The sequence below is a fragment of the Mucilaginibacter paludis DSM 18603 genome, assembly GCF_000166195.2.
Taxonomy (GTDB): Bacteria; Bacteroidota; Bacteroidia; order Sphingobacteriales; family Sphingobacteriaceae; genus Mucilaginibacter; species Mucilaginibacter paludis.
On the sequence record NZ_CM001403.1, the window covers coordinates 4,491,895 to 4,505,770 of the forward strand.

At 43.8% G+C, this 13,876-nt stretch carries 14 protein-coding genes; 5 read left to right on the top strand and 9 right to left on the bottom strand.

The window, feature by feature from the left end; translation table 11 throughout:
- Positions 1–97: 97 nt before the first annotated feature.
- The 7 genes from MUCPA_RS18960 to yiaK form a co-directional block, all read right to left on the bottom strand.
- Positions 98–1,126 carry a ferredoxin--NADP reductase gene (locus MUCPA_RS18960; RefSeq protein ID WP_008508612.1) on the bottom strand — a complete coding sequence of 343 codons (1,029 nt, stop codon included), beginning with the start codon at positions 1,124–1,126 and terminating at the stop codon, positions 98–100.
- Between the two features lie 6 nt (positions 1,127–1,132).
- Positions 1,133–2,128: a quinone oxidoreductase family protein gene (locus MUCPA_RS18965; RefSeq protein WP_008508614.1), complete on the bottom strand. Its 996-nt coding sequence runs from the start codon at positions 2,126–2,128 to the stop codon at positions 1,133–1,135.
- A 136-nt stretch (positions 2,129–2,264) separates the two neighbouring features.
- On the bottom strand, positions 2,265–2,876 hold the full coding sequence (locus MUCPA_RS18970) for a superoxide dismutase (RefSeq protein ID WP_008508616.1): 612 nt from the start codon (positions 2,874–2,876) through the stop codon (positions 2,265–2,267).
- Positions 2,877–2,965: 89 nt separating this feature from the next.
- The gene (locus tag MUCPA_RS18975) at positions 2,966–3,445 is read right to left on the bottom strand and encodes a nucleoside deaminase (protein ID WP_008508618.1); all 480 of its coding nucleotides are present in this window, start codon (positions 3,443–3,445) and stop codon (positions 2,966–2,968) included.
- 71 nt (positions 3,446–3,516) lie between these two features.
- A complete protein-coding gene (locus MUCPA_RS18980; RefSeq protein WP_008508620.1) occupies positions 3,517–3,852 on the bottom strand; it encodes a tRNA-binding protein in 336 nt (111 codons plus the stop codon).
- A gap of 303 nt (positions 3,853–4,155) precedes the next feature.
- Complete coding sequence (locus MUCPA_RS18985; protein WP_008508622.1) at positions 4,156–5,388, bottom strand: glycosyl hydrolase family 8; 1,233 nt, start codon at positions 5,386–5,388, stop codon at positions 4,156–4,158.
- 75 nt (positions 5,389–5,463) lie between these two features.
- Positions 5,464–6,453: a 3-dehydro-L-gulonate 2-dehydrogenase gene (gene yiaK / locus MUCPA_RS18990; RefSeq protein ID WP_008508625.1), complete on the bottom strand. Its 990-nt coding sequence runs from the start codon at positions 6,451–6,453 to the stop codon at positions 5,464–5,466.
- Between the two features lie 108 nt (positions 6,454–6,561).
- On the opposite strand from yiaK, the gene coaBC reads away from it, so the two are divergent.
- From coaBC to recN, 3 genes are all read left to right on the top strand, one after another.
- Positions 6,562–7,764, top strand: a complete 1,203-nt coding sequence (coaBC, locus tag MUCPA_RS18995) for a bifunctional phosphopantothenoylcysteine decarboxylase/phosphopantothenate--cysteine ligase CoaBC (protein WP_008508627.1) — start codon at positions 6,562–6,564, stop codon at positions 7,762–7,764.
- Positions 7,761–8,660: a type IX secretion system protein PorD gene (gene porD, locus MUCPA_RS19000; protein ID WP_008508629.1), complete on the top strand. Its 900-nt coding sequence runs from the start codon at positions 7,761–7,763 to the stop codon at positions 8,658–8,660. The genes coaBC and porD overlap by 4 nt, the downstream gene beginning before the upstream one ends.
- A gap of 68 nt (positions 8,661–8,728) precedes the next feature.
- Positions 8,729–10,393, top strand: coding sequence for a DNA repair protein RecN (gene recN, locus MUCPA_RS19005; RefSeq protein ID WP_008508630.1), 1,665 nt, complete (start codon positions 8,729–8,731; stop codon positions 10,391–10,393).
- A 67-nt stretch (positions 10,394–10,460) separates the two neighbouring features.
- On the opposite strand, the gene MUCPA_RS37830 is transcribed toward recN, so the two are convergent.
- Entirely contained in the window at positions 10,461–10,610 is a 150-nt protein-coding gene (locus MUCPA_RS37830; RefSeq protein ID WP_157543945.1) for a hypothetical protein, read from the bottom strand.
- 336 nt (positions 10,611–10,946) lie between these two features.
- Here MUCPA_RS37830 and MUCPA_RS19010 point away from each other — a divergent pair, with 336 nt between their 5' ends.
- Together MUCPA_RS19010 and MUCPA_RS19015 are read left to right on the top strand one after the other, a co-directional pair.
- Positions 10,947–12,056 carry an SPFH domain-containing protein gene (locus MUCPA_RS19010; protein ID WP_008508632.1) on the top strand — a complete coding sequence of 370 codons (1,110 nt, stop codon included), beginning with the start codon at positions 10,947–10,949 and terminating at the stop codon, positions 12,054–12,056.
- A 41-nt stretch (positions 12,057–12,097) separates the two neighbouring features.
- Entirely contained in the window at positions 12,098–13,231 is a 1,134-nt protein-coding gene (locus MUCPA_RS19015; protein WP_008508634.1) for a zinc finger domain-containing protein, read from the top strand.
- 66 nt (positions 13,232–13,297) lie between these two features.
- Here the strand turns inward: MUCPA_RS19015 and MUCPA_RS19020 are convergent, their stop codons facing one another.
- The gene (locus tag MUCPA_RS19020; protein WP_040626145.1) at positions 13,298–13,693 is read right to left on the bottom strand and encodes a hypothetical protein; all 396 of its coding nucleotides are present in this window, start codon (positions 13,691–13,693) and stop codon (positions 13,298–13,300) included.
- Between the last annotated feature and the right edge of the window lie 183 nt (positions 13,694–13,876).

Below are 13,876 nucleotides of genomic sequence, written 5' to 3' on the forward strand. Positions count from 1 at the left end.
TGAACTTATACCCTCGCGAAACTTACAGACCAACCGCTGGATAACGCTGTGAACAAGGGATCGAAGACCAAAAAGACTAAACAGTTACGAAGCGAAACTAAAAAAACTCAATCACCACATCGTCAGTCGCCGGGTGTCCCGTACAGGTCAAAATCCATCCGGCATTCAAATCCTGATCTGTCAATACATCGTTTGCAGACATTACTACCTCGCCACTGCGGCATATTGCCGTGCATGTAGAACAGATACCCGCACGGCAACTGTACGGTATTTGGATATTATTTTGCAGCGCCGCTTGCAGTATAGATTGATTTTCGCCCACTACTAAATCATAGGTGGTTTTTTTTATATCAAGCTTAATAGTTCTGGGTGGGAAAGTGAGGCTGTTGGCTACTACGGATACAGTTTCGAGCACAAAGTTTTCTTTACGGATCTGTATAGGATCAAACCCCATATAAATCAGCGTAAGCCTGATCATCCGCATATAGGTGAAGGGGCCGCAAATTAAAAACTCGGCCGTGTTCGCTTCATGATGCAGGTGCTCACCAACCAGTTGTGCTACAACATCGTTATTTAAACGCTTGCCGGGAGAGTTGTTTTCGCTTACGCTGAAAAGATAAATTACTTTAAATCGCTTGGGATGTGCATTAGCGAGTAAGTTAAGATCATCATAAAACAACGCCGACCTTAAATGATGGCTGCTGTATACCAGGGTGATCTGACTATCTCCCGGCTGTGCTAAAATATGCTTGATCTGTGAGTAGCAAGGCGTGATACCGCTACCCGCCGCAAAAAAAAAGATATCTTTAGCCGCGATGTAATCGGTCACCGTAAACTTACCAGCTGGCGCTAAGGCATTCCAAACATCGCCTACCTGCGTTTTGCTAAGCAAGAAACGCGATATCTCGCCATTTTCCATTCGCTTTACCGTGATGGATAGTAAACTTTCGTTCGGCGACGAACTCAGCGAATACGACCGCCGGATCTCTTTTTGATGATGAGCAAAAATGAGCGTAATAAACTGTCCGGCCAGGTAAGTGATGCTGGCGCCGTTAAGCTCACTCAGAAAAAAAGTTGCCGTATCGCCGGTTTCCCATCGAATGGCTTCTACTTTGAGCTGGAGCATAAAACGTTAGGAAACTTTTAAAACTATTTTACCAAACTGGCTCGATTTTTCCATCTTGGTTATCGCTTCGTTAGCGTGTTCCAATGGGAATACCTCATCAACCACGGGCACTATCTGGTGCGTATCAACCATATCGAGCATGGCCTTAAACTCATCGGCTGTGCCCATCATAGACCCTAATAGTTGTAATTGTTTGTAAAAAAACTTTCGCGCGTTAAACGCTGGGAAATCTCCTGCTGTGCCGCCAAAAGTTACAATACGTGCGCCCGGATTACAGATATCGGGGAGTTTGGCAAAGCCTTCGCCCAAAGCACTGTCAATCACCACATCAAAGCCGCTGGCCAGGGCATGGAGTTGCTCAGCCCAGTCGGCATCTTTATAATTAACGCCTGCGGTGGCACCTAAACCTTTAGCCAGCGCTATCTTTTCGGCCGAGCTGGATGTTACGTATACAGTAGCTCCCGCAGCAACCGCCCACTGTATGGCAAAGCTACCTGTACCGCTGCCCGCGCCAACTATCAATACCTTATCCCCCGCTTTTAATCGCCCTTTGGTGAACAGGGCACGATAAGCTGTTAAACCCGCCAGCGGAATGGCCGCTGCCTGCTCCCAGCTTAAATGTGCAGGCTTGGTGTATAAGTATTCTGCCTTGGTTTTTACATATTCGGCAAAAGTGCCGTCCTCCGGCAGGCCAAGTATCTTAAAATCTTTACCCTGAAAATCGGGGTTATCGCCATAATCATGGCTCGGGTTAAGGATAACCTCTTTGCCTATCCAGGCCGCATCAACACCTTGGCCAACCTCGCTTACTATTCCAGATCCATCCGAACCTAAAATGGTTGGGTATTTAATGCCCGCGTATTTACCGATAGTGATCCAGTAATCGCGACGGTTTAGCGCGGCTGCTTTAATTTGAACCAGCACTTCACCGGCTTGCAGTACAGGTTTTTCAACTTCCTTTAAGGTGTTTTTTTCGTTAGCTTCGAGTACGATGGCTTTCATGGGTAGTGGTTATGAGTTATTTGCCATGCTATTGGCAAATGATAAGGCATTGTATGTATACTTAACAGAAAACTGTTTTAAAAAGAAAAACGGCAGAAGTTTAAAGTTCTGCCGTTTTAATAAAAAAACTAATTGCTTAAGCTATTGCTTTTTTGTAAAGATCGGCAACGTGTGCCCAGTTGATTACATTAAAGAAAGCTGCAATATAATCCGGACGTTTGTTTTGATATTTTAAGTAGTAAGCATGTTCCCAAACATCCAAACCTAAAACCGGGGTACCTTTTACTTCAGCAATATCCATCAGGGTATTGTCCTGGTTTGGGGTTGAAGTGATAGCCAGTTTTTTATCAGGAGTAACAATTAACCATGCCCAACCAGAACCAAAGCGGGTTGCACCGGCTTCGGAAAATTTGGTTTTAAATTCAGAGAACGAACCGAAAGTGCTCTTAATAGCTTCCTCTAATTCGCCTGTTGGCTCGCCACCACCGTTAGGTGTTAAAATGGTCCAGAAAAAAGTGTGGTTGTAGTGACCGCCACCATTGTTACGCACCGCTGGCGGAAATTTTGATATATTGTGGATGATATCTTCAATGGTGCTGCTTGCCTCTGGTTTGCCCTCAAGCGCCTTGTTTAAATTAGTAACGTAGGCCTGGTGATGCTTGCCATGGTGAATTTCCATGGTCAATTTATCAATGTGTGGTTCTAAAGCGTCGGTAGCGTAAGGTAACGCTGGTAATTCAAATGCCATGTGAGTTTATTTTTAAAGGTTAAATAATGTCTTGACAAAGTGTCGACACAAATATAAAGGCATGAAACCGTTTTTTGTTCAGATAAATGTTAACTTTTAAGCCTTTTCTTTCTAAAAAACTCTCGAACCAGCTCAGAACACTCATTTTCCATAATTCCGCCTGTAATTAAAGTTTTAGGATGGGTTATCTTTTGGTTCAGTCTGCCAAAACCCAGCCGGGTATCATAAGCTCCAAAAACTATTTTACCCACCTGGAACCAATACGATGCCCCCGCGCACATTACACAAGGCTCCATGGTAACGTATAAAGTACAATCGGGCAGATATTTACCGCCAGTGTAATTGGTGGCCGCCGTAAGGGCCTGCATTTCGGCATGTGCAGATACATCGTTCAGCCGTTCGGTAAGGTTATGGCCGCGCCCGATGATCTGCCCCTTGCAAACTACAAGGGCACCTATAGGTATTTCGTCTTCGGCCAATGCCAGCCTGGCTTCTTTAAGCGCCTCCTTCATAAAAAAGTCGTCGGGAGATATGGCAGGTATCTCATCGCTAAAATTATAATATCTCATTGCTGTTTGTTATCAGGCTGCTGTTTTAAGCGCCGTAGTTTTAATAAGATCGCAACCGCTGTTTTAAACCGTTAAATCAGTTTATGCCCGTTTGGTACAGGCTTATCAATACAGGCTAAAACAATATCCCCATTCTCGTCGGCGAAGCCTGTAACCAAAAACTCCGACATAAAAGTAGCTATTTGTTTTTTAGGGAAATTAATGACCCCCATAATTTGTTTACCAACTAACTCTTCCCTGGTATAATGCCTTGTGATTTGCGCGCTCGACCATTTAACGCCCAACTCGCCAAAATCAACCTGCAATTTGTAAGCAGGTTTCCGCGCCTCCGGGAAATCAAGCACAGTTAATATCGTGCCCGCGCGTAGTTCAACCTTTTCAAAATCGTGCCAAGTGATAGTTTCCATTCTTCAAAAGTATTAAAAAGTCCATAGTTGATGGTCTGTAGCCCGTGGTAAATTTTATAGGCGGCAATGATTTGGGCAGCCTTTAACAAGCCCCTTCCCGCGGCGACTGAGGTGCGCCGATGCTCTAAATTAAGAATACTGATTGTCGGAGCAAATAAGCACATTGACAATCAGCGCACCGAATATGATGCATACTTGCCGCTTTTAGAAGTTCCCTCCTCGCGTCGGGATGACATAATGGAGAGAAATTCAACATTGACAATCAACAACTTAACAGTACTCGATTATGATCCACTTAGAAAACTATTTCCCCGGAGCCCAATAATTACCCGATAAGATAATCATGTTGATCATTTTGATGCTGTTATCATAATAATCGAAGCCATCCATGTCAAATTTCAGCAGGTAATCCCATACATGGTTTAACCACACCTGATTTTTTTGATCAACCATGGCCGACACCGCGAAGGGGGCAATAAAACTCAAGGCCTCAAAATAGCGCCCCTTTAAATCATTCCCTTGCAGGGTATAACCCGCCGATATGTTATCCGGGTTCCCGTTGGTTGTAGTGCGTATCCAGGTGTTAATTTTATCCACTACGGCTTTTGATCGCTTATCGCCATACAAAATATAATCTGTAGCTATGCGCCAGGGCACCCGGCAAGCATTATAGTTATAGTAACCATCATACGGCGATTCCAGGTAGTGGGCGCGGGCGGGCACCGGTTTTTTATTAATGTGCTGGATAAAATCTGGAATCAGGCCCGCATCGGGGCTATACTTATGTTGCAAAAATTGAAACAGCGTGTAGTTACGGTCAACCACCTTATCCCAGCCTGCATTGTTGCTGGCTGTTTTAAATTCCCTGAAATGAGCAGGCATAAAATCTGACGAGCGCGTATCAAAATAATCCCGGCTATCATACTCCACCGAGTTGCTCAATATAACCGAGAAAGTTTTGGGGTTGATCTCCTGCTTCATGATGGAGGCGATCATCTGCCGGGCTTCGTCATGATAATTGATATCGCCTTTACTGCCCCATTGTTTATCGGCCAGCAATAACGAATAGGCAATATCCATATCACCGTCGGTTGCGCTGCTTCCGCTGATATCCTTACAGTTATTATTTTGTGCCCAGGCCATTAAATGTGGGTCGCGTTTGCTGGGGTGCGCCTTGTAATACTTAAAGAGGCCATCGTAGGTAGCTTTAGCTTTTTTATCATAACCCGCCATCAGCGCAACTATCATCATCCCGTAGCCTTGCCCTTCTGATACGGATTGCTTTTGGCCCGGTTTTTCAAACCAGACGTAATACTGCCCGTTATTACAGTTGGTATTAATGTAACGCGCTTTCCACAAAATATAAAAAGAGCGCACGCTGTTATCCAGCTCCTTTTGCGAAACATGGTTTGGCTTAATTACCCCATCAAAATAACGGACATGTTGTGGGAATGATCTTTTTGGATTTTGAGAAAACAAAGAACTGCTGAACGTTAACAGCCCAATTATTGTTATTAGTTTTTTGTAACGTAACATGGCTTAATCAGTTAATAACCGGAAGTAAATTCCGGCTATACAAATACATCGTTCCAAACATTTTTGTTTGTCAGCTTATAGGGCTAACACCTTATTCCAGATTTCTTCATCCACCGGGATGCCTTCCCTGATATTTTTTATTCGCGTTTTTAAAGTATTTTCTCCCGGATATGATATAGCTCCATCCTCTTTTTCGAGTCGGCTGGTTTTCGCATAGGCAATAATCTGCTCAATTAAGCGACTGGTAATATCCGTATCTGGCTGATGAATGCAGATAAATACCTGTGATACACCGGCCTCTTTCCCGCTTTCGGTAATCTTTTCGGTAGATCGACCCTGGCTCAAAATGGTCACCAATAAATCAAGCATCAGGGATAAACCCGAACCTTTCCAGAAACCGATAGGCAATATCCGTTTGGATTGTATGATATCCGTAGCATTGGTGCTGAGTTTTCCGCTATCATCATATCCTCCCGGCAAAGGCAATTCCTCGTTATTGGATTGATATTGCAAAAGCTTGCCAAACGAATATTGGGATATGGCCATATCCAGCACCACATGCCCTCCCTTACGCGGAACGGCGATAATTAAAGGGTTGTTACCCAATCGCGGATCGATGCCGCCCCAGGGTGGCACATTAGCAATGGTATTGGTAAAACAAATACCTATACAGCCTGCTTCGGCAGCCTGCCAGCCATATGTACCGCCGCGCATCCAATGGTTGGTGTTACGGATGGCAACACAGCCTATACCGTGCTCTTTAGCCAGGTCAATGGCTCTTTGCATGCAATGGGTGGCATTCAGTATACCGGGGGCAAGGTTGCCCTCCCATTGCTCTATCAAACCGATATGATTAGCCAGCGCAGGCTGTGCATCAACCTTGATCAAACCATCCTTAATTAATTCAACAAAAACCGGAAAGCGGTTTAAACCGTGCGTATAAACACCGTCGCGGCTATTTTCAGCAAAAATGTTGGCGCAATGTGCTGCACGTTCCTGGCTCATATTCAGTTTCAGCAGTACTCTTAAAAATTCAGAACGTAAAATTTCAAACGGTATTCTCATAGTGGATGTGATGATGCCTTTTAATAATAAAAAAGAAAAGCCCTTTGAAATTAAGTAAAGGCTTTACATTGAAACAATATATTGACAGATAAAGTATATTTTTGCTTTATGCTGGAAGGAAAAAAAATTGTACTGGGCGTTTGCGGCAGCATTGCCGCTTATAAATCCGCATTCCTGGTACGTTTGCTGGTGAAAGCCGGTGCCGAGGTACAGGTAGTAATGACGCCCGGTGCCGTGCAATTTATAACACCCCTAACATTAGCCACACTATCGAAAAAACCGGTATTGGTTGATTATTTTGAACCTGCTACTGGCGAATGGAACAACCATGTTGACCTGGGCCTATGGGCCGATATGATGATCATAGCACCGGCTACTGCCAACACCCTGGCTAAGATGGCTAAGGGCCTTTGCGATAATTTACTTACAGCAGTTTACTTATCGGCCAGGTGCCCTGTGTATATAGCCCCTGCGATGGACCTGGACATGTGGAAACACGGCGCTACCTTGCAAAATGTTGATCAATTAAAATCATACGGTAACTTATTTATACAGCCCGGCTATGGCGAGCTGGCGAGCGGCTTAGTTGGGGAGGGCCGCATGGCCGAACCGGAAGAGATTGTTAACTATCTTTCAGAAGAAATGAAAAAGGCGCTTCCGCTAAACGGACAGAATGCGCTGGTTACTGCCGGGCCTACTTATGAGGCCATTGACCCCGTTCGATTTTTGGGCAACCACTCTTCGGGAAAAATGGGCTTCGCCATTGCCGACGAACTGGCCAGGCTGGGCGCAGATGTGACTTTAATCTCGGGGCCATCGGCACAACAAAGCAGGCGCCAATCCATCAAACGGGTTAACGTTACATCTGCCGCCCAAATGTTGGATGCCTGCCGCCAGTATTTTAGCGACGCCCAAATTTGTGTAATGAGCGCGGCTGTGGCCGATTATACGCCGGTAACCGTAGCCGACCAAAAAATTAAAAAGCAGGCTGACGGATTTACCATCGAACTCAAAAAAACCACTGATATACTCAAGGTGCTGGGGACAGATAAGCGCCCGGGCCAACTACTGGTTGGATTTGCCTTAGAGACGAACGAGGAGGAGAAAAATGCCGAAGACAAACTGCAGAAAAAAAACCTGGATTTTATTGTATTAAACTCCTTGAACGATGCCGGGGCGGGTTTTAAAACCGACACCAATAAAATAACGATTATTGACCGTGACCTACGTAAAACAAGCTTTGAGCTTAAAACCAAAGAGGAAGTAGCCGCAGATATTTGCCAAAAGATTATTGAACTGATAAAAGGATGAAGAAGCTTGTTACCTGTATTGTAATATTATTAATCCTGGCCAACCTGGTTGCAGCCCAGGACTTAAATGCGCGGGTACAGGTACTTTCGCCTAAAATACAAACCAGCAATAAGCGGATTTTCCAGGTTTTAGAAAATGCCATTAAAGATTTTTTGAATAACCGCAAATGGAGCGCCGACCAGATTTTACCGCAGGAAAGGATTGATTGCAACCTGGTTTTAAACATTACCGCCTGGGACGGAAGCAGCAAATACAGCGGCGAACTACAGGTACAATCAACCCGGCCCATTTACGGATCAACCTATAACAGTACCCTGTTAACTGTGAACGACAAAGATTTTGACTGGACCTATACCGAGGGCCAGTTATTGGATTATAACGATCAAACTTTTCAAAGCAATTTAACATCGGTATTAGCCTATTACGCTTATGTAATTATAGGCATGGATTATGATTCGTTTTCTAAATATGCCGGCACACCTTATTTTGCCAAAGCCCAAACCATTGTTAACGCGGCACAATCGGCATCGTACAAAGGATGGAACGCTTTTGACAATAGCCATAACCGCTACTGGCTGGCCGAAAACCTCAATAACAAACGTTACCTTATTATCCGCGAGTTTAATTATAACTACCACCGCAACGGGTTGGACCTGATGGCGGATAATCCGGCAAACGCCCGCAAGGCTATTGCTGCCTTATTGCCCGATCTCTCGCAAATTGACCGTCAAAGTTTAGGTACTATGCTACCACAACTTTTTTTTACTGCTAAAAGCGATGAGTTTGTATCCGTATTTAGTGTAGCCGACCCTCAAACTAAGATGAAGGTCTATAATATTCTGAATGGAGCCGACCCATCCAATGGGAACAAATACCAGGCGCTCCAAAAAAATTAAAAATATATACGATTTGCGTAAGCACCGAATTTGTAATTTAGTATCCTCAATAAAGGGGATACTTTTTTATGCTTCAACAGCTCAAAATAAATAATTACGCACTGATTGATAACCTGGAGATCACCTTTAACCGGGGCCTGAACATCCTGACGGGCGAAACAGGCGCAGGTAAATCCATTATCCTGGGTGCGCTATCGTTAATATTAGGTCAGCGTGCCGAAAGCCGTTACTTTTTTAATCAGCAAAAAAAATGCATTATCGAAGGTACTTTTCACATCGGCGAGTTCCATATCAAGGCTTTTTTTGAGGATAACGACCTTGATTATGCTGCTGAAACCGTATTGCGCAGGGAAATATCGGCAGATGGAAAATCGCGGGCTTTTGTTAATGATACACCGGTAAACCTGAATACGCTGAAACAGTTAGGTGAGCGATTGATAGATATCCACTCGCAGCATGCCACTTTAGAAATTAATGATGCCGCTTTCCAGTTGCTGGTTATTGATTCTGTTGCCAAACATCCCGAGCTTTTAAATGAGTACCAGGTTACGTACCGCTTGTTCAAAACATCATCAGCCAAATTAAAACAGCTACAAGATGAAAGCGGGAAGGCTAAGTCGGAATTAGACTATCACCAGTTCCAGTATGATGAGCTGGAGAAAGCCAACCTGAGTGAGGATGAGCAGGAAAAACTGGAACAGGAGCTATACGCTTTAAACAATGCAGGGGATATTAAACGCAATTTATTAGGCGCTCATTATTTGATGCAAGAGGGTGAAACATCTGCATTGATCCAGTTACGCGATGCCGCCCACCAGCTATCTGCCTTAGAAAAATTTAACCCGCAGATACAGGAACTTAACCAGCGCCTAAACAGCACGGTTATTGAGCTAAGAGATATTGCCGCCGAAATTGAAAATATGGAGCAACGTACTTTGATTAATGAGGAACGTGTAGCTGAAATAAACGAACGCCTGAGCTTGATTTATGCCCTGCAAAAAAAGCACCGTGTAAATACCAATGCCGAATTGCTCCAGATTCAGCAAGAACTATCGGACAAGATACAACAGGTATTATTTGGCGACGAAGAGATCGAAGAATTGCAGCAGCAGATTAATCATCAGGCCGAAGTATTGAAAAAACTGGCCCAGCAACTGTCGGTTAACCGTACAGCGGCTATCCCTGTTATTGAAAAGCAGGTGCAGCAAACCTTGGCCGAGATGGGAATGGCCAATGCCACGCTGAAAATTGAAAATACCATTTCGGCTGAAAGCAATTTTGATCAGAATGGGATAGACCACATCCGCTTTTTGTTTTCGGCAAACAAAGGCTATACCTTATCCGAAATGAGCAAGGTAGCCTCCGGAGGGGAACTCTCCCGGTTAATGCTCAGCATTAAATCGCTCATAGCAAGCAATACCGCCCTGCCTACCATTATTTTCGACGAGATTGATACAGGGGTATCCGGCGAGGTAGCCAACAAGGTAGGCCAGGTAATGGAAAGACTTGCTGAAAACCTACAGGTAATTACCATTACGCACTTACCGCAAATAGCGAGCAAGGGCGACAGCCATTATTTTATTTATAAGGATGATAGCGCGGCTACAACTTATACCCGTATTAAGCCATTATCAAACAATGAGCGCGTTGTGGAGATAGCCAAAATGTTAAGTGGCAACAATCCTGGCGAAAGTGCATTGCAGAATGCAAAGGAATTACTGGCGGGGAGCTAAAGCTTTTAAAGTATCCGTCAGTAAGTTTTAAGCAGTGATCGCATATTTACGCCTGGTTGGAATGGAGTTATGATAATCTTTCTATCTCTTCTTTAGATAGCTTAGTAGTTTTGGCAATAAATTCGATAGACAGCCCTTCTTTTTTAAGTTCACTGGCGATGGTTAAAGATTTATTATATTCATCTTGTTCGATGCCTTGTTTTTTGGCTCTGTCCAATCTGGGTTTTCAAACGCCTGTAATACCGCGAAAAGCTCATTCCTCTCCGAATTTTGTCTTTGGGCGTTTGTTTATTTATAGTCGCCTGGCCATGTCCAATGCCAAATCAAATAACATATAAGTAAAAAAGAAATTTCACTTGGCAGTGGTTCTAATAAAAAAGAAAACGATAACTAATTGTATGATTAAATTTAAACTATCGGCCAATCCAATTGATAAGCTATTCTGGGAATTAAACGAAGAATTCGAGACTCATAAATATAATCTTCGCGGAGGTAGGCATCCCGGTTAAAAATATTTCATATTTTTAATTATTGATAAACACAAGGCATTCCTATGGGACTTTTTGATAAGCTGATAAACGAGTATATAGATATTATTGAATGGGTTGACCATACCAGCAACACCCTGGTATGGAAATTTCCCAGAGCGGATAATGAAATAAAAATGGGCGCCAAGCTTACCGTGCGCGAGTCGCAGATGGCCATTTTTATGAACGAAGGCAAAATAGCCGATATTTATGGCCCTGGTATGTATCAGCTTACAACACAAAACATGCCTTTACTTTCAACTTTAAATGGCTGGGTTTACGGATTTCACAGCCCCTTTAAGGCCGACGTTTATTTTGTGAGTACCCGGCAGTTTACCAATCAAAAATGGGGAACCCCGAATCCGGTTATGATTCGCGATGTCGAATTTGGACCTGTCAGGCTTAGGGCTTTTGGATCGTTTTCATTTGCGGTGAGCGATCCTGCGTTGTTTTTGAAAGAGATATCGGCAACAAATCCCGATTTTTTAACTGATGATATCAACCAGCAAATGCGCAACATTGCCATGTCCAGAGGCATGGATGCTATCGCTGCATCAAAAATAGCAGTGCTTGACCTTACTGCCAATTATACCTCCCTGTCCAACCTGATCACTGAAAAGATCCAGCCTGATTTTGCCGAGCTGGGCTTAACCCTGAAGAAATTTTTAGTCGAGAATATTTCTTTGCCACCCGAAGTTGAGCAGGCGCTTGATAAGCGCAGCGAAATGGGTGTTATAGGCAACCTTGGCGCTTATACACAGTATCAGGCAGCAAATGCTATTGAAGAAACCGCAGCAAACCCCGGCACCGGTGGCTTTGGTGCTACAGGTATGGCTATTGGCGCGGGGGCGGTAATGGCTGGCCAATTAAGTAACGCGTTTCAAGCAACACAATTTAATAACCAAACAGCTAATTTAAACCAGGCCCAAACACCTCCGCCGGTACCTGTGGCGGTTGATTATTTTCTGGCTGTTAACGGTAAATCGGAGGGGCCTTACAATATTGGCCAGTTAACCGGGATGATTGATAGCAATAGCATGGTATGGAAAAAAGGCATGACGGCCTGGGCTGCGGCAAATACCCTGCCCGAGCTTAAAGCTATCTTTGATAACATTCCGCCGCCCTTGCCATTGTAACCTATCGTATCAACCTTATTTATGCTCTATTATTTGTGCCGATGAATCCAAGCAAAAACGCGCCTGTGATCAATAAATCCTTAGCTTGCAGTGGTTGCGGCGCCCAACTCCATTTTGCTCCGGGCGGGCACCAGCTAAAGTGCGATTACTGTGGCTGTGTCAATGATATTCCGGCGGGAGCCTCAAATGCCGATATCTCAAACAACTTTGATAGCTTTGTAAAACAAAATAATGCTCTTTTGCATTCGGCGGATGCAGGTGCTGTTAAGTGTGTAAGTTGCGGTTCCATTACAGATCTGGCACAAAACATTATAGCGCAGCAATGTCCGTTTTGCCAATCTCCGTTGGTTCTGGATCTTCGTCATCATCGCGGATACATCCGTCCGCATTCTATTTTACCTTTCACTTTAAATAGGGAGGATGCTGCGGCGGCATTTCATAATTGGGCAAAACATTTGTCTGTTTTTAAACCGGATGATCTGGTTCAGTCCATCAATAATAGTTCAATCACGTTGTTGCAAGGATGGTATCTTCCGCATTTTATCTTTGATGCACAGGTTGTGAGCCAGTACGGCGGTAGCAGGGGAGAGTATTACTGGACAACCGAAACGTATGTGGATAGCAATAAACAAACTAAAACAAGGCGTAAACGTCATACAGCTTGGGCCAGCGTTTCCGGGGCCGTTACCGATTCTTTCAAAAACATGTTAATACCTGCCACACAATCCTTAAACCCTAAAACGCTTGATAAATTAGGGCCATGGGATTATGAGGCAATGGTGCCTTTTGATGAGTGCTATTTAAGCGGTTTCGGTGCCGAAAGCTACCAGCTTAGCCCCGAGGATGGGCGCCGCGCTACCGAAACCGAAATAGCTGCTGATGTGAAACGTTCAATTCTTCGGGATATTGGTGGGGATGAACAAAAAATAGCTGGTTTACATACCGAGTACGTTGAAAGTTCTGTTGAATACACTTTGCTACCCGTTTGGATAAGTTCGTTTAATTACAATAACAAGACCTATCAATATACCATCAATGCCAACACAGGTGAAGTGATAGGCAATTATCCGCTCAGTCGTTATAAAATAGCATTTGCCTGTATCTTAATCGCTGGTATTATTATAGCAATAATCCTGTACAATAATCCAGGAGTGTATTCGCACCACGTCAAATAAATCAAAGTGCAAATTCTTGCAATAGCTTCTGGTAACTACTATGCCATCAGGTATTTATTTTCGATGTCAATTACCGGTACGCTTTTTAGCGGGCTTTATTCGCTTCATGTTCCTCTTTAAATCCTTAAAGGCTTCGGGGTATTCTTCTTCTTTAATGGTGATAATTACCACCCCATTTTTGGCACGCCTGCCATACGTGTTACAGGCTTTGGGATCTACTAAAACATTGATGGATTCTATCCACTTCGGGTCGATTTGCTGTGCGCCAAATAAGGTGTCTAACGCGAATTGTTTATTATGTGAACTGATGATATATAAAGGAGCATGCTGGCCCTGGTAGGGTTTATCGATTATCCGGATAACATGCGTTGTATCTGTTTTGCTGGGCGCTGAAATGGTTTGAGCCGTTGCTACCAGGATGTTAATCACCCCTATAATCATAACTAAGATGCAGGTTTTCATAAATCATTGTTAGATAACACCAAGTTATAAATTAATACCGAAACATACAGGTAGTATTTGTAAAGTTAAATTGTTTACCTTTGCATGGTACGGTATTTTACATACTTCTCTCATTGGGTGCCTGCTAACAGGCTTTTTGGATCAGGATTTTTCTTTCTCTTTGCTAAACCGTAGGCGTAAAGA

What these genes read in the sequence shown, in the direction of transcription:
- MUCPA_RS18985 (WP_008508622.1), bottom strand. Translation starts at nt 5,388, where the DNA reads ATGTTACGTTACAAAAAACTAATAACAATAATTGGGCTGTTAACGTTC.
- MUCPA_RS18965 (WP_008508614.1), bottom strand. Translation starts at nt 2,128, where the DNA reads ATGAAAGCCATCGTACTCGAAGCTAACGAAAAAAACACCTTAAAGGAA.
- porD (WP_008508629.1), top strand. Translation starts at nt 7,761, where the DNA reads ATGAAGAAGCTTGTTACCTGTATTGTAATATTATTAATCCTGGCCAAC.
- MUCPA_RS18960 (WP_008508612.1), bottom strand. Translation starts at nt 1,126, where the DNA reads ATGCTCCAGCTCAAAGTAGAAGCCATTCGATGGGAAACCGGCGATACG.
- yiaK (WP_008508625.1), bottom strand. Translation starts at nt 6,453, where the DNA reads ATGAGAATACCGTTTGAAATTTTACGTTCTGAATTTTTAAGAGTACTG.
- MUCPA_RS19015 (WP_008508634.1), top strand. Translation starts at nt 12,098, where the DNA reads ATGAATCCAAGCAAAAACGCGCCTGTGATCAATAAATCCTTAGCTTGC.
- MUCPA_RS19020 (WP_040626145.1), bottom strand. Translation starts at nt 13,693, where the DNA reads ATGAAAACCTGCATCTTAGTTATGATTATAGGGGTGATTAACATCCTG.
- MUCPA_RS19010 (WP_008508632.1), top strand. Translation starts at nt 10,947, where the DNA reads ATGGGACTTTTTGATAAGCTGATAAACGAGTATATAGATATTATTGAA.
- coaBC (WP_008508627.1), top strand. Translation starts at nt 6,562, where the DNA reads ATGCTGGAAGGAAAAAAAATTGTACTGGGCGTTTGCGGCAGCATTGCC.
- MUCPA_RS18970 (WP_008508616.1), bottom strand. Translation starts at nt 2,876, where the DNA reads ATGGCATTTGAATTACCAGCGTTACCTTACGCTACCGACGCTTTAGAA.
- MUCPA_RS18975 (WP_008508618.1), bottom strand. Translation starts at nt 3,445, where the DNA reads ATGAGATATTATAATTTTAGCGATGAGATACCTGCCATATCTCCCGAC.
- recN (WP_008508630.1), top strand. Translation starts at nt 8,729, where the DNA reads ATGCTTCAACAGCTCAAAATAAATAATTACGCACTGATTGATAACCTG.
- MUCPA_RS18980 (WP_008508620.1), bottom strand. Translation starts at nt 3,852, where the DNA reads ATGGAAACTATCACTTGGCACGATTTTGAAAAGGTTGAACTACGCGCG.